Source organism: Stutzerimonas kunmingensis, assembly GCF_002929225.1.
In the GTDB taxonomy this organism is placed as follows: Bacteria; Pseudomonadota; Gammaproteobacteria; order Pseudomonadales; family Pseudomonadaceae; genus Stutzerimonas.
The window spans coordinates 430,233-446,930 of the sequence record NZ_PISM01000004.1; the positions used below are offsets into that span (position 1 = coordinate 430,233).

14 protein-coding genes are annotated in these 16,698 nt (G+C 64.9%); 6 read left to right on the forward strand and 8 right to left on the reverse strand.

The features are described from left to right. The first annotated feature begins 220 nt into the window (after positions 1-220). The 3 genes from CW305_RS03120 to CW305_RS03130 all read left to right on the forward strand — a co-directional run bounded on the left by CW305_RS03120 (position 221) and on the right by CW305_RS03130 (position 2,832). Positions 221-1,030: an SDR family oxidoreductase gene (locus CW305_RS03120; protein WP_014819796.1), complete on the forward strand. Its 810-nt coding sequence runs from the start codon at positions 221-223 to the stop codon at positions 1,028-1,030. A gap of 128 nt (positions 1,031-1,158) precedes the next feature. After that, the gene (locus CW305_RS03125) at positions 1,159-2,289 is read left to right on the forward strand and encodes an MFS transporter (protein ID WP_041013626.1); all 1,131 of its coding nucleotides are present in this window, start codon (positions 1,159-1,161) and stop codon (positions 2,287-2,289) included. Between the two features lie 114 nt (positions 2,290-2,403). Then, positions 2,404-2,832, forward strand: coding sequence for a hypothetical protein (locus CW305_RS03130; RefSeq protein WP_003301247.1), 429 nt, complete (start codon positions 2,404-2,406; stop codon positions 2,830-2,832). Between the two features lie 15 nt (positions 2,833-2,847). Here CW305_RS03130 and CW305_RS03135 read toward each other — a convergent pair whose 3' ends face one another. The 5 genes from CW305_RS03135 to CW305_RS03155 all read right to left on the reverse strand — a co-directional run bounded on the left by CW305_RS03135 (position 2,848) and on the right by CW305_RS03155 (position 11,035). Next, positions 2,848-3,075 carry a YheU family protein gene (locus CW305_RS03135; protein WP_003301246.1) on the reverse strand — a complete coding sequence of 76 codons (228 nt, stop codon included), beginning with the start codon at positions 3,073-3,075 and terminating at the stop codon, positions 2,848-2,850. Positions 3,076-3,120: 45 nt separating this feature from the next. Continuing rightward, entirely contained in the window at positions 3,121-5,868 is a 2,748-nt protein-coding gene (locus tag CW305_RS03140) for a hybrid sensor histidine kinase/response regulator (RefSeq protein ID WP_042926127.1), read from the reverse strand. Positions 5,869-6,062: 194 nt separating this feature from the next. After that, a complete protein-coding gene (locus CW305_RS03145; RefSeq protein ID WP_045666274.1) occupies positions 6,063-7,268 on the reverse strand; it encodes an osmoprotectant NAGGN system M42 family peptidase in 1,206 nt (401 codons plus the stop codon). 119 nt (positions 7,269-7,387) lie between these two features. Next, positions 7,388-9,127 (reverse strand): N-acetylglutaminylglutamine synthetase, encoded by a 1,740-nt coding sequence (gene ngg / locus CW305_RS03150; protein WP_045666273.1) that lies wholly within the window; start codon positions 9,125-9,127, stop codon positions 7,388-7,390. A 135-nt stretch (positions 9,128-9,262) separates the two neighbouring features. Continuing rightward, complete coding sequence (locus CW305_RS03155) at positions 9,263-11,035, reverse strand: N-acetylglutaminylglutamine amidotransferase (protein WP_104097082.1); 1,773 nt, start codon at positions 11,033-11,035, stop codon at positions 9,263-9,265. Between CW305_RS03155 and CW305_RS23330 the strand changes: the two genes are divergently transcribed. Together CW305_RS23330 and CW305_RS03160 are read left to right on the forward strand one after the other, a co-directional pair. Next, complete coding sequence (locus CW305_RS23330) at positions 10,922-11,218, forward strand: hypothetical protein (RefSeq protein WP_181063859.1); 297 nt, start codon at positions 10,922-10,924, stop codon at positions 11,216-11,218. The two genes, CW305_RS03155 and CW305_RS23330, sit on opposite strands and share 114 nt — an antisense overlap. After that, positions 11,211-11,684 carry a MarR family winged helix-turn-helix transcriptional regulator gene (locus tag CW305_RS03160; protein WP_104097083.1) on the forward strand — a complete coding sequence of 158 codons (474 nt, stop codon included), beginning with the start codon at positions 11,211-11,213 and terminating at the stop codon, positions 11,682-11,684. Before CW305_RS23330 ends, CW305_RS03160 begins: the two co-directional genes overlap by 8 nt. Before the next feature lie 4 nt (positions 11,685-11,688). On the opposite strand, the gene CW305_RS03165 is transcribed toward CW305_RS03160, so the two are convergent. Genes CW305_RS03165 through egtB form a run of 3 tightly spaced genes read right to left on the reverse strand, consistent with a single transcriptional unit; the run spans position 11,689 to position 15,731 of the window. Next, complete coding sequence (locus CW305_RS03165) at positions 11,689-13,467, reverse strand: S8/S53 family peptidase (RefSeq protein WP_104097084.1); 1,779 nt, start codon at positions 13,465-13,467, stop codon at positions 11,689-11,691. A 3-nt stretch (positions 13,468-13,470) separates the two neighbouring features. Next, positions 13,471-14,433 (reverse strand): L-histidine N(alpha)-methyltransferase, encoded by a 963-nt coding sequence (egtD, locus tag CW305_RS03170; protein ID WP_104097085.1) that lies wholly within the window; start codon positions 14,431-14,433, stop codon positions 13,471-13,473. Positions 14,434-14,435: 2 nt separating this feature from the next. After that, the gene (gene egtB / locus CW305_RS03175; RefSeq protein WP_104097086.1) at positions 14,436-15,731 is read right to left on the reverse strand and encodes an ergothioneine biosynthesis protein EgtB; all 1,296 of its coding nucleotides are present in this window, start codon (positions 15,729-15,731) and stop codon (positions 14,436-14,438) included. A 149-nt stretch (positions 15,732-15,880) separates the two neighbouring features. On the opposite strand from egtB, the gene CW305_RS03180 reads away from it, so the two are divergent. Beyond that, the gene (locus CW305_RS03180) at positions 15,881-16,696 is read left to right on the forward strand and encodes an OBAP family protein (protein ID WP_104097087.1); all 816 of its coding nucleotides are present in this window, start codon (positions 15,881-15,883) and stop codon (positions 16,694-16,696) included. The last annotated feature ends 2 nt before the right edge of the window (positions 16,697-16,698 follow it).

Genomic DNA, 16,698 nt, shown 5'->3' on the forward strand with positions numbered 1-16,698 from the left:
AAGGGCAGCCCTCGGGCTGCCCTTTTTTATTCGTGCGCAGGTCGCTCGTGCAGCTATAGCGAGCCCATGCTGCTGCCATATTGCCTGCCCGGAACCGCGCGGTCAGCCCCATCAGCCGCGGGTTTGCCAAGGGCATTCAGCAGTCTGATGGATGCCGGTCCGTGCCCCGGCATTCGCTAGACTCGCTGCCACTACCCGAACAACAAAAGGCAGCACAACGATGCACAACCGCATGATGATTACCGGTGCCGGCTCCGGACTTGGTCGCGAGATTGCCCTGCGCTGGGCGCGTGAGGGCTGGCAGCTGGCGCTTTCCGATGTCAACGAAGGCGGCCTGGCGGAAACCCTGAAAATGGTCCGCGAAGCGGGTGGTGACGGCTTCACCATGCGCTGCGACGTGCGTGACTACAGCCAGCTGATCGCCTTCGCCCAGGCCTGCGAGGAGAAGCTTGGCGGCATCGATATCGTGGTCAACAACGCCGGTGTGGCTTCCGGCGGCTTCTTCGACGAGCTGTCGCTGGAGGACTGGGACTGGCAGATCGCGATCAACCTGATGGGCGTGGTCAAGGGCTGCAAGGCGTTCCTGCCGCTAGTACAAAAGAGCAAGGGCAAGATCATCAACATCGCATCGATGGCGGCGCTGATGCAGGCACCGGGCATGAGCAACTACAACGTGGCGAAGGCCGGCGTGGTGGCGCTGTCGGAAAGCCTGCTGGTCGAGCTGCGCCAGGCCGAGGTCGGCGTGCATGTGGTCTGCCCGTCGTTCTTCCAGACCAACCTGCTGGATTCCTTCCGCGGCCCGACGCCAAACGTGAAGGCGCAGATCGGCAAGCTGCTGGAGTCCTCGCCGATTACTGCGGCGGACATCGCTGACTACATCCACCAGCAGGTCGCCAAGGGCGAGTTTATGATCCTGCCGCACGACGAGGGCCGTATGGCCTGGAAGGTCAAGCAGCAGAACCCTCAGGCGATCTACGACGAGATGGCGCTGCTGGCCGAAAAGAAACGCGCCAAGAGCAAGGCGCTCTGAGACTGCCCGGCCGCTTCGGCGGCCGCTGCGGTTGCCTCGGGGAGGGGCGGGGAGTAGGGTTGCCTGTCCGGCTTTTTTAGCCGTAACCCTATGGATCGCTTGTGAATTTTCCCTCCCGCGGGCTGCTGATGCTTGCGCTTGTGCTGGCTGCCATCAACCTGCGCCCAGGTATTACCTCCTTCGCTCCGCTGATCGAGCGCATCGCCGAAGAGCTTTCGCTTTCTCGCGGTCTGATCAGTCTCACCACGGCCTTGCCGGTTCTGCTGATGGGCTTGCTCGCGCCCCTGGCGCCGCGGCTGGCCGTGCGTTTCGGGCTGGAGCGCAGCATCGCGCTGTGCCTCGGGCTGATCGGCGTGGCATTGCTGTTGCGGCTGTTCGGCCACAACGCCGTTCTGCTGATCGGCACCGCCGGGCTGGTTGGCGCCGGGATCGCCGTCGCCGGGCCGCTGCTGTCCGGTTTCATCAAGCGCTACTTCCTCGAACGCATGGGCCAGACCGCTGCCTGGTACTCGCTGAGCATGGCGGTCGGCGGCACCCTCGGCGTAGTGGTGACGGCGCCGGCCACCGAGGTGATGGGGCAGGACTGGACGCGTGGCCTGGCGCTCTGGGCGCTGCCGGCCCTGGCTGCGCTGCTGATCTGGTCGCGCTTGCCCAATCAGCCGGAAGCCGCCAGCGAGAGTCGTGCCGGTTTGCCCTGGAAGGAGCCTCGGGCCTGGTTGCTCAGTGTCTACTTTGCCCTTCAGGCGGGGCTGTTCTACGCGCTGGCCACTTGGCTGGTGGCTCGTTATCACGAGGTTGGCTACAGCCTGCTGCAAAGTAATGCGTTCTTCAGTGGTTTCATGCTCATCGGCCTGCCGAGCGCCTTTGCCATGCCTTGGCTGGCGCAGCGGTTGGGCAATCGGCATCGAATCATGGCGGCGTGCGGCGGGTTGGCGACCCTTTGCCTGGCAGCAATCGCTCTGGCACCGAGCTGGCAACCCCTGGTGGTCTGCATGCTGCTCGGCGTTGCGCTCAACGGCACCTTCTCCCTGGCGCTGATCTCGCCGATGTACGAAGCCAATACTCCGTTGGCGGTCAGCCGGCTGACCGCGATGATGCTCTGCACCGGCTACTGCCTGGCGTGCCTGACTCCGGTACTGGCCGGGCTCGGGCGTGATCTGGCGGGTGACTATCGCATGCCATTCCTGGTCCTCACCGGCATGGCGGCATGCATGTCGTTGTTGGCGATGCGCCTGCGGCCACGGCATCAGGATCGCTGAACCGTCCCGAGGCTGTGGCCTGTTTCACCACTTCCCAAGACGCGGGTGACCCGCCTGCCGCGCTGTGCTAGAAAGCTCGCCGTCCCAGTTCATCCCTGCGTTTCGGAGTTTCGAGTGGAGTCTGAATCCATCGTTTATGGCTGCATCCGTGATTGGCCTTCCGCCGACCCCGAGCAGTGCCGCCAGCGCCGGGCGAACAATCTGGCTGCCGTGCAGGCGTTGCCGCAGGGCGAGGCCTGGCCCTTCATCGGTCGCGAGATGTTTTCCTTCTGCCGTAACGAGGAACTGGGCCTGTACCAGACCCAGGTGATCCACTTCGGTGCCAGCTACCGCGCAGTGGAGTACGAGTGGGCGCTCTGGGTCCAGCGCTTCGAGGAGCTGCTCAAACAGTTGTACTGGACCAGCGCGGTGGTGCACCTGGAAACCGAGCTCAACGGCACCCACACCTTTCGCTGGGAAACCGATACCGGCAGCCACAGTCCGCAGCAGAGCGACCTGCGCATGCGCTGTGCCTGGGAGCGCGAGAGCGGTCTGTTCGGCTGAAACGCGCGGCGGCGTTCAGTCCAGCCACTCGCGCGGCACATCGCGCCTGAGGGCCAGCTGGCATTGCTGACTGTCGGGGTCGAAGACGATGACCGCCTCCCCCTTGTCCAGCGCGCGGCGCACCCGTGTCACCCGGGTTTCAAGCGGGGTTTCGTCACCATTATCGGTGCCATCGCGGGTGACGAAATCTTCAATTAGGCGGGTCAGGGTGTCCGGTTCGAGCTGGTCGTGCGGTATGAGCATGGGATTTCTTCGGGTGAGCCGGTTTGCCACAAGGCCGGGCGGACGTTAGCTCGCGCCGCCCTGCAGGTAGCTGTCCAGGCAAGCATACAGCTGCCGGCTCTCCAGAGGTTTGCCGATGAATTCATCCATACCCGATTCCAGGCCGCGCTGACGGTGCTCTGCCAGTACGTGGGCGGTCACGGCGATGATCGGCACGGCTTGTAGCTCAAGCTCCGCTTCCAGCTTGCGTATCCGCCGGCTGGCTTCGAAGCCATCGAGCTCCGGCATTTCGCAGTCCATCAGGATCAGTTGCACGGCTTCCGGATCGCGACGATAGAGGTCCACGGCCTGGCGTCCGTTGTCGGCGAGCTGAACGGCGTAACCGCGCTTTTTCAGCAGGCCGCGCACCACCATCTGATTCACCGGATTGTCCTCGGCGACCAGAATGCAGGGCTCGCGGGGTGGCTGCTCTGCTGGTGCAACGTCGGTCGCTTCGCTAGCCTGCTGAGGCGCTGGAGTGTATAGCGCCTGCAACGCCTCACGCAGCGGCGTGCTCTGCAGCGGTAGCGCCAGGCTGATCAGACGTAACCCGGGCGATGGCGGTGGCGGCTCGTGGACCGGCGAATAGAGCATCAGCACCCGCTGATTCGCCTCCAGATGCGGGCGAAGACGCTCCAGCCACTGCGCCGGACTGCCCGGCCAGGGCGCCAGCAGAACCATCAGTGGCGGGGCGGTGAAGTCCGACAGGTAGTCCGGCAGGCATTCCGGGGTCTGGCAGCGCTCGGTGCGCATGCCCCAGCGCCGCAGCAGATGGCTCAACGCCTCGAGGCCCTCGGTATCCTGCGAAGCAAGCAGCGCCGGGCGGCCGCCGAGCAGGTGATTCAGCGGGTCTTCCACATCGCTGGCGCTTTGCAGCGGGATTTCGAAGCAGAAGCGGCTGCCGCGGCCCGGTGCGCTCTGCACCTCGATATGGCCGTTCATCATTTCCACCAGCTCCTTGCTGATCGCCAGGCCCAATCCGCTGCCGCCGTAACGTCGAGTGGTGCTCGAATCGCCCTGGGAGAAGGATTCGAACAACTGCGCCAGCACTTCCTGACGCATGCCGATACCGCTGTCGCTGACGCAGAACACCAGGCGCCGGGTGCCTTCCTGAGTCTGACGGCAGGAGACTTCGAGCAGTACGTGGCCGTGCTCGGTGAATTTCAGCGCATTGCTCAGCAGGTTCATCAGAATCTGTTTGAGTCGCGTGGGGTCGCCACGAATCCGTCGCGGCACGCCGGGCTCCAGGCCTACGTGCAGGCTCAGCTGTTTCTCCAGCGCCTGCGCGGTGAACAGCCGGATGGTTTCGGAAATCAGGATTTCCAGATCGAAGTCGATGTCTTCCAGGCTGAGCTTGCCGGAGCCGATCCGGGCGTAGTCGAGGATGTCGTTGATCACCGCCATCAGCGAGTTGCCGGAGCTGGAGATGGTATCCAGATAGAACTGCTGGCTGCGGTCCAGCGGCGTTTCACGCAGCAGTTGCAGCATGCCGAGCACGCCATTGAGCGGAGTGCGGATCTCGTGACTCATCTTGGCCAGGAAGCGGCTCTTGGCTTCATTCTCGCTGGCGGCCCGCTCGGCGGCCTCACGCGAGCGGTAGCCCTCTTCCTTAAGCAGGTTGATGCGATCGGCCAGGCCGATGGACAGGGTGATCAGTTCGAAAGCGACGCTGGCCTTGACCACCGCCGCGCCGTACAGGCCGAACAGCTCGAAGCCCAGCGAGCCGGCCGTAACCAGGATGAACGAGGCCAGCAGTACGCCCCAGGCCAGCGTGTAGTAGACGCCATAGCGCACGCCGCGACGCCAGACGAAGGCGCCGGTGGCAAGCAGGCCGACCGAGGCGGCGATCACCGTGATGCTGGCCAGGATGCTCCAGGTCTGCACGTCCAGCAGCAGCCCGGAAACCATGCTGCCGAGGGCGATCAGCAGCGTGCAGCGCAGCACCAGGTCGAGCCGTGGAAAGAGCTCGCGGGTGTGCAGGAAGTGGCGGCTGAACTGGATGGCGATCAGGCAATGGCTGAACATCAGGACGTAGATGCCCATGGCCACCAGCCCGCCGTCGTCGGCCAGCCATTTGACCAGCAGGCCGTCGAAGGAGAGCGCGAACAGTCCGACGTTGAGGGTGTAGACCAGATACCAGAAGTACGCCGGCTCGCGCAGCGAGGCGAACAGGAACAGGTTGTAGCAGAACATCGCGAACAGCACGCCGTAGAAGGCGCCGCTGATGCCGCTCAACTCCTGTTGCTGGGCCGCGCTGGCGTTGTAGCTGCTGAAGTACAGCGGCACGTAGAGCGTGCTGGTGGTCTTGATGCGCAACAGAAGGGTGGTTTCGCCCGGAGGCAGATCGACGGGAAACCAGAAGTCGCTGACCTTTACCGGACGATCCGCGAAGGGGTAGCGATCCCCGGTCAGCTGCCTGCTGATGCTGCCGTCGGGGTACTGCAGGAACAGCTCGATGTGGTCGAGCAGCGGGTAGTTGATTTCGACGAAGCCGCCGAGCGGTGCGTCCAGCTCGTTGACCAGTCTGGCGCGTAACCACCATGTCGAGCTGTTCTTGCCCTCGTTCACATGGCCGCTCTCGACGGTGCGCATGCGCTCGTCCGCGAATGCCATGACTTCATCGACATCCAGCGCGCCATCCGGGTCCTCGAGGTAGAGGGTGCCGCTTCCGAGTGACTTGCGCAGGTCGGGTGAATCGAACACGACGGGCGAGATTGCCCAGGCTTGGAGCGACAGGCAAAACAGCAGCAAAGCCAGGCATGAACGCGGCGTCATGTTTCGTTCCGGAAGAGGCGCGCCCGAATGGGCGACACATATTAGTAGAGCGATGTGACGGTACCGATTCCTTGGGCTCTACATGGCGCCTTCAGAGTGCCGCACGTCCTTGTCCGGTTAACTTTGCCGAGTTACGCGCCGAGCGGCAAGCGTCTACTGCGCGAAGCAGGCGCCTGGTCACGTAAGCCAATCGCTCAGCTGTCGCGGTCCTGGGTGTGGTGCTGGCGACCGATCAGCGTGTCGACGGGCGGCACGCGGGTGTCGTTCTCCATCTGCGCATCGTGTTCCAGTTGATGGCTGAAACGTTCCAGCGAGTCCTTCGCGTGCTGAGAGTCGCTGGCGAAGACCGGCTGGCTGAGCATGTAGCCACAGAGCAGGCGACTCATCGCGGCCAGACTGTCGATATGGGTGCGTTCGTAGCCATGGGTGGCATCGCAGCCGAAGGCCAGCAGCGCGGTGCGGATGTCGTGCCCCGCTTCGACCGCCGACTGGGCGTCGCTGTGGTAGTAGCGGAACAGGTCGCGGCGCACCGGTATCTCGTTCTCGCTGGCGAGCTTTAGCAGGTGGCGCGACAGATGAAAGTCGTAGGGGCCGCCGGAATCCTGCATCGCCACGGTCACCGCGTGCTCGCTGGAGGCCTGGCCCTTGGCCGCCGGCGCGATGTCGATCCCGACGAACTCGCTGACATCCCAGGGCAGGGCGCCGGCGGCTCCGGAGCCGGTTTCCTCGGTGATGGTGAACAGCGGATGTACATCGATGGGTGGTTCGCGGCCGCTTTCGACGATGGCCTTCAGTGCCGCCAGCAGCGCGGCGACGCCAGCCTTGTCATCCAGGTGGCGGGCGCTGATGTAGCCGTTCTCGGTGAATTCCGGCATCGGATCGAAGGCGACGAAATCACCGACGTTGACCCCCAGTGCGCAGGTTTCGTTGCGGCTGTAGGTATAGGCGTCCAGGCGCAGTTCGACGTGGTCCCAGCTCACCGGTGCTTCATCCACGGCGGTGTTGAAGGCATGCCCCGAGGCCAGCAGCGGCAGTACGCTACCGCGGATGACTCCGGTATCGGTGAAGACGCTGACGCGGCTGCCCTCGGCGAAACGGCTCGACCAGCAGCCCACCGGGGCCAGGCCGAGGCGGCCGGTATCCTGAATCTCGCGGACGATGGCGCCGATGGTGTCCAGGTGCGCCGCGACCGCGCGGTCCGGGCTGTAGCGACGGCCCTTGAGTGTGGCGCGGATGGTGCCGCGGCGGGTCAGCTCGTAGGGGATGCCCAGCTCGGCCAGGCGCTCGGCAACATAGCGCACAATGGTGTCGGTGAATCCGGTGGGGCTGGGGATGGCGAGCATTTCCAGCAACACGCGTTGCATGTAGTTGAGATCGGGTTCGGGGAGTTTTGCGGTCATGAAAGCTCCTGTTGACGGTGCCTTTTCAGCCACCGGATGGAGTGAATGTCGGAAAGCGGGACTCGCCATAGTGACGAACGACCTGTGGCGACCCGGCTTGGTGCCGGGTCGCGCCAGACTCAACCTGCGGTGCTGAGCGGGAAGAGCAGGTCGATGAAGCGTTCAGCGGTTGGCTGCGGCTGATGATTGGCCAGGCCGACGCGCTCGTTGGCCTCGATGAAGACGTACTCCGGCTGGTCCGGTGCCGGCACCAGCAGGTCCAGGCCCACCACCGGGATGTCCAGCGCGCGGGCGGCGCGTACGGCGGCGTCGACCAGCTCGGGGTGCAGTTGCGCGGTGACGTCTTCCAGCGTGCCACCGGTATGCAGGTTGGCGGTGCGGCGCACCGCGAGCCGGTGTCCGTCCGGCAATACACTTTCGAAGTCGAAGCCGGCGTCGCGCAGGCAGCGCTGGGTTTCCTCATCCAGCGGAATGGAACTCTCACCGCCGGTAGCGGCCTGGCGCCGGCGGCTCTGCTTCTCGATCAGCGAACCGATGCTGGTGCGGCCATCTCCGATGACTTCCGCCGGGCGGCGTATCGCTGCGGCAACCACCTCGAAGCCGATCACCACGATGCGCAGGTCGAACCCCGGATGAAAGCTTTCCAGCAATACGCGACTGTCGTACTGCCGGGCGCGCTGGATGGCGTCTTCCATTTCGGTCGCATCGCGCAGGTCCACGGCGACGCCCATGCCCTGTTCGCCATCCACCGGCTTGACCACCACGCTGCCGTGCTCGGCTAGGAACGCGGCATTTTCCTTCGGGCCGGCGGCCAGTTGTTGCGCCGGAAGACAGATGCCGGCCTGGGACAGGGTGCGGTGGGTCAGGCGCTTGTCCTGGCAGAGCGTCATGCTGACAGCCGAGGTCAGGTCGGATAGCGACTCTCGGCAGCGTACCCGCCGGCCGCCCTGGGTCAGGGTGAACAGACCGGCTTCGGCATCGTTGATCTCGATCTCGATACCGCGCCGCCGGGCCTCGTCGACGATGATCTTGGCGTAGGGGTTGAGCTTTGCTTCCGGGCCAGGGCCGAGGAACAGCGGCTGGTTGAAGCTGTTCTTGCGCTTGACGGTGAAGGTCTGCAGATCACGGAAGCCCAGCTTGGCGTACAGCGCCTTGGCCTGCTGGTTGTCGTGCAGCACCGACAGATCGAGATAGGCCAGGCCGCGGCCCATGTAGTGTTCGATCAGGTGACGCACCAGCGCCTCGCCGACGCCCGGCCGCGGGCAGCTTGGCGAAACCGCCAGGCACCACAGGCTGGAGCCGTTTTCCGGATCGTTGAAGGCGCGGTGGTGGTCGATGCCCATCACGCTGCCGATGATTTGCCCGGAGGTTTCGTCCTCGGCCAGCCAGTACACCGGGCCGCCCTGTTCGCGCGGGGTGCAGCGCTCCGGGTCGACGGGCATCATGCCGCGCGCCTGGTACAGACCGTTGATGGCCTGCCAGTCGGCTTCGCTCTGGGCACGGCGCACGCAGAAACCGCGGAAACGCTTCTGCGCAGGGCGGTAGTCGGTGAACCAGATACGCAGGGTATCGGAGGGGTCGAGGAAGAGTTGCTGCGGTGCATAGGACAGCACCTGATGTGGCGCGGCGACGTACAGCGCGATATCGCGCTCGCCCGCCTGCTCGTTGAGCAGTTCGGCAGCGAGTTGGGCGGGATCGGAGTAGGTGTGGCCGACCAGAATGCGACCCCAGCCGCAATGCAGGATCACCGGGCCGCAGGGCTCCTCCTGACCGTCCTCGGCGAAGCGTGCCTGCAGCCGCTGGTAGGTCGGAGCCTGACCGCGCAACAGACGCTGACCGTAGGCTTGGGACTTCTGCATGGTGCGTTCCTTGATGCTAAGTCACGAACCGGCAGCGGCGGGGCGCTGTGCTTGCCCCCGTGGCGCGTGGCAACCGCAGCCGTTCGTGAGCGGGTTATCGGGGCCGTCGTGGCCTGGCGCCTGCATCGGCCACCATCAAAGGCCTTGTTCGCTCAACCATAGGTTGACCGCTGCCAGCTGCCAGAGTTTGGAACCGCGCAGCGGCGTGAGCTGACCATCCGGATCGGCGAGCAGCTTCTCCAGCGCCTGCGGGTTGTAGAGGCCGCGCTCCTGGCTGGGGTCGAGCAGCATCTCGCGCACCCAGTTCAGCGTCGCTCCCTGCAAGTGCTTGAGGCCCGGCACCGGGAAGTAGCCCTTCGGCCGGTCGATCACCTCGGCAGGAATGACCTGCCGCGCCGCTTCCTTGAGCACGTACTTGCCGCCTTCGGGCAGCTTGAATTGCGCCGGAATCCGCGCCGACAGTTCGGCCACGCGATAGTCGAGGAACGGCGTGCGTGCCTCCAGGCCCCAGGCCATGGTCATGTTGTCGACGCGCTTGACCGGGTCATCGACCAGCATCACCGTGCTGTCGATGCGCAGGGCCTTGTCCACCGCCGCATCGGCGCCGGGCTGGGCGAAGTGCTGGCGGACGAAGTCGCCCGAGAAGTCGCCCTGGACCCACTGCTGCTGCACGGTCTCGGCATATTCCTCGTACGTGCGATCGCGGAACGCGGCGAGGTAGGCCGCCACTGGGTCTTCGGCGCCGTCCACCAGCGGATACCAGTGGTAGCCGGCGAACAGTTCGTCCGCACCCTGGCCGCTCTGCACCACCTTGCAGTGCTTGGCCACTTCCCGCGAGAGCAGGTAGAAGGCGATGCAGTCATGGCTGACCATCGGCTCGCTCATCGCCTGGAAGGCGGCCGGCAGCTGTTCGAGGATTTCCTTTTCCTGGATGCGTAGCTGGTGGTGGCGCGTGTTGTAGTGCTTGGCGATCAGATCCGAGTACTTGAACTCGTCGCCGCGCTCGCCGCCGGCGTCTTCGAAGCCGATGGAAAAGGTCAGCAGGTTGTCCGCCACACCGGCTTCGCGCAGCAGGCCGACCAGCAGGCTGGAGTCGACCCCACCGGAGAGCAGCACGCCGACATCCACCGCGGCGCGCTGACGAATCGCCACTGCCTCGCGCATGGTGTCCAGGGTGCGCTGTTTCCAGTCTTCGAAGCTGTAGTTGCGCTCTTCTTCTCGGGCGCCGAATTCCAGCTCCCACCAGCGCTGGGTGGTGGTCGCACCATTGGCGTCGACGCGCATCCAGCTTGCCGGCGGCAGCTTCTCGATCCCGGCGATCAGCGTATCCGGTGCCGGAACCACGGCGTGGAAGCTCATGTAGTGATTCAGTGCCACCGGATTCAGTACACCGGCGATATCACCACCCTTGAGCAGGGCCGGCAGCGACGAGGCGAAGCGCAGCCGCTGGCCGGTGCGCGACAGGTACAGCGGCTTGACGCCGAGACGGTCGCGGGCGATGAACAGCTGCTGGCTGTCGCGCTCCCAGATGGCAAAGGCGAACATGCCGTTCAACCGCGGCAGCAGCGCCTCGCCCCAGGCGTGGAAGCCCTTGAGCAGCACTTCGGTATCGCCTTCGGAGAAGAAGCGATAACCCAGGCCTTCCAGCTCTGCGCGCAATTCGGGGTAGTTGTAGATGGCGCCATTGAAGACCATCGACAGGCCGAGGGCCGAGTCGATCATCGGCTGGCCGGACGCCTCGCACAGATCCATGATCTTCAGGCGTCGGTGACCCAAGGCGAGTGGGCCCTGGCTGTGGAAACCGCACGCGTCGGGGCCGCGCGCAGTCAGGTGTTGAGTGATGCGTTCAACCGCAGCCAGATCGGCCGGGCGGTTATCGAAGCGAAGTTCTCCAGCTATGCCACACATAAGATCCTTACCGGTTTTGCCGTTGGGGAGTGTGACTGGCCCGTCACCCGCGAAGTTCAGCCTTTCGGATCAGCGCAGCGGCGCCGATGCGGCCGGGAACAGGTCAGTCAACTTTTTACACCAAAACAAAAAAATGCTTTGATGTCAAAGTTAGTTTTCGCAAGAAAAGCCGCATATGACTGAAGAAACAGTTTTAAACGAAAGCAATAGTGCCGGGCTGGAAGCCTTCGAGATGCCGCTGTTTCAGGCCATGCGCCGGTTGCAGCAGGACGCCGAAGTACATGCCAAGCGTCTGGCGCGCTACGGAGGCTTGAGCCCTGTGCAGCTGATGATCCTGCAGGTGCTGGCTAGCGAAGGGCAGTTGACCGCGAGTGACCTGAGCCGGCGCGTCAGCCTTACCGCAGCCACGCTTTCCGGGCAGATAGACCGGCTGGAGGAGCGCGGGCTGTTGCAGCGCCAGCGCGACGACCAGGACCGCCGCCGCCAGTGGCTGCTGCTCAGCGATAGCGGCCGCGCCTTGTTGCAGCAGGCGCCAGCGCTGCTGCCACCGGAATTCCGCGCGCGTTTCGCCGCTTTGCCGCAATGGGAGCGCCACGCGCTGACCGCCGCGCTGCTGCGTGCCGCCGAGCTGTGCGGCGACATGGAGTGAACACCTAGCGCGAGTTCTTCAGGCTTTCCACGGTCAGCTCCAGCGCCTTGCGCATGTCCAGCCGTGCTGAGCGACCGACATCGCGATCATCCAGCCGGTAACCACGCTCGGACGGCAGGATCGGCGCGGTGAGGTCATCCGCCTCGGCCGGTTCGAAATCCGAGTCGCGGCCGATGGTCATGGCGCTGCGGCGTAGCAGTTCACGCACCTGATCCGGCTCCAGCCCGGGATTGACCGAAAGCATCGCACCCACCGCACCGGCGACCAGCGGCGTGGCGTAGGAAGTGCCGCAGTGCACGTCGCCGCGCTGCTCGGGATCGAGCGTGGCTGCACGGGTGCAGGCGGCGGCAGTGATGTCCACGCGCATATCGACGTTGGATGATTTGCGCTTGCGTACGTAGTCGGGGTGCTCCACCGAGACCTTTATCCGGTCGTTGCGCTCATGGCCGCCGACCACCAGCAGCTGCTCGGTGATGAACGAGGAGGGCAGTCGATAGTCGTCACGCCCGGAGTGCGCCGAGCCATTGCCGGCGGAGTTGATCACCAGCACGTCGGGATGTTCGCGGCGCAACCAGAGGAAGAATTCCTCCAGCAGCTCCTCGTAGCCGCTCATGGCGATGCCCGAACGCAGCAGCGAATCCACCGGTTCGCCTTCCACATCCACCGTGCCGATGCGGTGGATGCCCCAGCTCCAGTTGAGGATGCGCGCGCCGTCCTCCACCAGATTCACCGAGGCCGCGACGTTGGCCGTGATGCCGGCGTCCGAGTTGCGCTCGACGATCACCTCGAAGCCCGGCCCGGTGCCGTCCAGCGCACTGAGAAAGCCCTGGTCGCGGGTATCCCTGGCGTGGGCGGCGAGAATGCCGGCGACGCTGCTGCCGTGATTGTCCGGCCGGTCGGCGTCGCGGGCGTAGAGACACGTGCGCTGTTGCTGTGGATCGCAGGGTTCGAGATATTCGGCGAAATGCGGTGCATCGAAATCCACCGCGCGCTCGATGATGCCGATACGCACCGGCTGTTTTTCCCCGGCGCGCTGGCCGGCGGGAATGCGTTCGCGGTAGTAGTCCACCGCATCGAGGAAGCGGTTGGCGGCCCACTCGCGGTTCTGCGGGCGCTTCTGATCCGCGGTCTTGCCGGTTTCCTGCTCGTCGTGCTCGGCGGCCGATTCCTCGATCACCACGGCATCCACGCCCACCTCGCTGCCCAGGCGCAGCACCATGGCGTCGCGCTCGGTCAGGTCTTTCACCGGCAGGCGCAGCTGATAGGTGTTCAGCGGCGGTATGGCGCCGACCACCTTGGCGCCGTACTTCTCGGCGAGCTGGCGGGCCTTTTCCAGCCCCTTGTGGTCCTCCTCGATGATCAGGCTGACCAGGTCTACATAGGTGGTCAGGTCATCCATGTTGCGCGCCACTTCATCGGGTTTGGCGGCGAGCACCTGGCTGCGTCCGGCCGAGAGCCAGACCGGATTGCTGCGTTGCCCGTCGCGCTCAAGCCACAGCGGGCCGCTGCGTACCGCGTCCGGCGCTAGGGCCAGGCGCAGCTGCTCACCGTCGCGCTGGAGCTTGTCGGCAGCCACTCGCCCGCCGTTGAGGTACAGCTGCACCTCGCCGCGAGGCAAGCCTTTGGCGCTCAGGCACCAGCTCAGCGAGTCCTCGGCAAAGAGGTCGCCGCAGCGCTTGAGCTGGGTGATGCGGATGGGGTCTTCTGCAGCTGCCGGAAAGGTGGCGAGGGCACTCAACAGCCCGAGGCCGAGGGTGAGCAGGGCGCAAGCGCGTGCAGGCATGGCTCAGCGTCGCTCGAGGTAGTTGACGCTGAACAGCCCGCGCGGGTCGGTCCACTGGCCACGACAGGCGAAGCCGGCGGCATCGGCCAGGGCAGCGAAGGATTCCAGCGTGTACTTGTAGGAGTTTTCCGTGTGCAGGCTTTCCCCGGCATCGAAGTGGAAGCGCCGGCCTTCGATGGTCACGTCCTGCGCATCGGGGCTGATCAGGTGCATCTCGATGCGCGATTCGGCCTCGTTGAAGAAGGCGCGATGGACGAAACGTGACGGGTCGATGTCGCTGTCCAGCTCGTTGCGGATGCGCTGCAGCAGGTTGAGGTTGAAGGCAGCGGTGACATGGGCGCGGTCGTTGTAAGCCGCCTCCAGCACCGCGCGGTCCTTGACCAGATCGACGCCGATCACCAGGCCGCCGCCCACCGGCAGCACATCGTGCAGACGCTGCAGGAAGGCTGAGGCCTCGCCCGGGGTGAAATTGCCGATGCTGGAGCCGGGGAAGAACATCAGCGGGTGCTCGCTGGAGAAATCATCCGGCAGGTTCAGCTCGTTGGAAAAGTCGGTACAGGCGGCATGCACCTCCAGCCACGGGTAGTCCGCCGCCAGCCGCTGGGTGCTGCTGAGCAGGAAGTCCTCGGAGATGTCGATGCCCAGATAGCTGGTTGGGTGCAGTGCCTCCAGCAGCAGGCGTACCTTGCGACTGGCGCCGCTGCCCAGCTCGATCAGGTCGCTGTGAGGCCCGGCGATGTCGAGGATGTCGTTGGCCGCCTCGGCGAGGATCTGCTCCTCGGTGCGGGTGATGTAGTACTCGGGCTGCTGGCAGATCTGCTCGAACAGCTCGGACCCGCGGCGATCATAGAAGAACTTCGGCGAGGCCCATTTCGGGCTCGCGGCGAACCCGGCGAGGGTTTCGTCGCGCAGCGAGGCGTCGTGTGGCTGTTGCAGCTGATCGTGAAAGTGAATTGCCAGCGCCATGTTCAGAGCCCTCTGGCCAGGCGTAGCCCGGCGAACTGCCAGCGCATGGCCGGCTGGAAGAAGTTGCGGTAGGTGACCCGTAGGTGGGATTCCGGCGTGGCGCAGCAACCGCCACGCAAGACCATCTGGCCGGACATGAACTTGCCGTTGTACTCGCCGAGGCTGCCCTCCAGCGGGCGAAAACCCGGATAGGGCAGGTAGGCGCTGGCGGTCCACTCCCAGACATCGCCGAACAGCTGCCTCGGGCCGTCATGGCCGGGCGGCGCGGCGACCGGTTGCAGGTAGTCGCTTTCAAGGAAGTTGCCGCGCAATGGCTGGTCGGCGGCGGCGACTTCCCATTCCGCTTCGCTCGGCAGCCGCGCACCGGCCCAGCGTGAGAAGGCATCGGCCTCGTAATAGCTGATGTGACAGACCGGTGCCTCCAGGTCCAGCGGGCGCAGGCCGCCGAGGGTCATCTCGTGCCAGCTGGCGTCCTCGCGCAGCCAGTACAGCGGAGCATTCCAGCCGGCCTGCTGGATCAGGTCCCAGCCGTCCGACAGCCACAGCTCCGGGCGGGCATAACCGCCGTCAGTGATGAACGACAGGTATTCGCGGTTGCTCACCAGGCGTTCGGCAAGCTGGAAATCCTCGACGAACTGGCGATGTCGCGGGGTTTCGCAATCGAAGGCGAAGTCGCTGCCGGCATGCCCGATGTGCTGCACACCGCCGGTGTATTCATGCCAGCGCGGGCGCTCGGGGCTGCTGGGCCGGGGCTGGGCGAGATCGTCGCGATAAACCGGGTGCAGCGGGTTCTGCGCGAGGATGTGCTTGATGTCCATCAGCAGCAGTTCCTGGTGCTGCTGCTCGTGCTGCAGGCCGAGGCCGACGCGGCGGACGATTTCGGCAGCCTGCTCGCGCGGCGGATTGCTCAGCAGTTCGCCCATGGCCTGGTCGACGTGGCGGCGATAGCGATAGATCTCGTCCACACCCGGGCGGGATAGCACACCGCGCCGCGCCCGCGGAAAGGGCAGGCCATGGGTCTGGTAGTAGGAGTTGAACAGGTAGTCGTAGGCCTCGTTCAGCCGCCGGTAGCCGGGCAGATAAGGCAACAGCAGAAAGGTCTCGAAGAACCAGCTGACATGCGCCAGGTGCCATTTTGGCGGGCTGACTTCCGGCGTGCTCTGGATGACGTAATCTTCGACCTGCAGCGGCGTGCAGATCGCCTCGCTGGTGGCGCGTACCTGCCGGTAACGCTGCAGCAACAGGTCGAGTTCGGCGAGTACCGGGTGCGGATGTGGCTGCTCTGCCAGGTTTCCCATGGCTGTCCCCCTCGGGTTTGACGACCGAAACGGCCTCCCATAGCGACCCGGCGCGGCGGGCAAAAGTTTCTGCCGGCCGGCTTGGCGACCATGAAGAAAAAGCGGCCGCGCTCTGGTCACTCTGTATTAGCAAAGCAGGGGATCGAGCCATGCGACAGTTATTCGTTCTGAGTTCCGCGCTGCTTTTGGCTGCCTGCGGGCAGCACAATACGGCGTCCTATACCGACGCTGCGGGCGCGCCGAAAAGCGCCGAAACGCGCACCCTCGAGGTTGGCGCGAAGCTGCTGCAGGGCAAGGCGCCTTTGGATGCAGTGAGCGCGTACCTCAACGGCTTTCACTTCTACAACGGCGACATGGATGGGCAGATGGAGGCGCACCACTACGTCACGCGGGTGAACGAGGACCTGATGCAGGCGCTGATCTACGACGGCAATGGCAGCAATGCCAAGCTCATGGGCGTCGAGTACATCATCAGCGCGCGCCTGTTCGCGACACTGCCCGAGGACGAGAAGAAGCTTTGGCACAGCCACGATTACGAGGTGAAGTCCGGCTCGCTGGTTGCACCTGGCCTGCCGCAGGTGGCGGAGAAGCAGTTGATGGAGCAGGTGGTCAGCACCTACGGCAAGACCTGGCACACCTGGCATACCGACCGCGACAAGGAACTGCCCTATGGAATTCCGGCGCTGATGATGGGCTTTACCGCGGATGGCCAGCTGGACCCGGCGCTGGAACAGGCCCGTGACGACCGTCTCGACGTGGATACCCAGGCGATCCGTCGCAGTCGCGAGTCGATCCCGCAGCCGACGGCCGATCCTGCGGCAAATGCCTGGGAGAAAGGTGAAGTGATTCAGCTGCAGCGGGTGCGGGGGGCCGGCGAGCATCGCCACGGCGATGGGGCTGGGCGGGCGGAAATCATCGAGTCGGGACGCCTGCAACAACAGCAACAGCGCAGCGATGAACGCTGAGG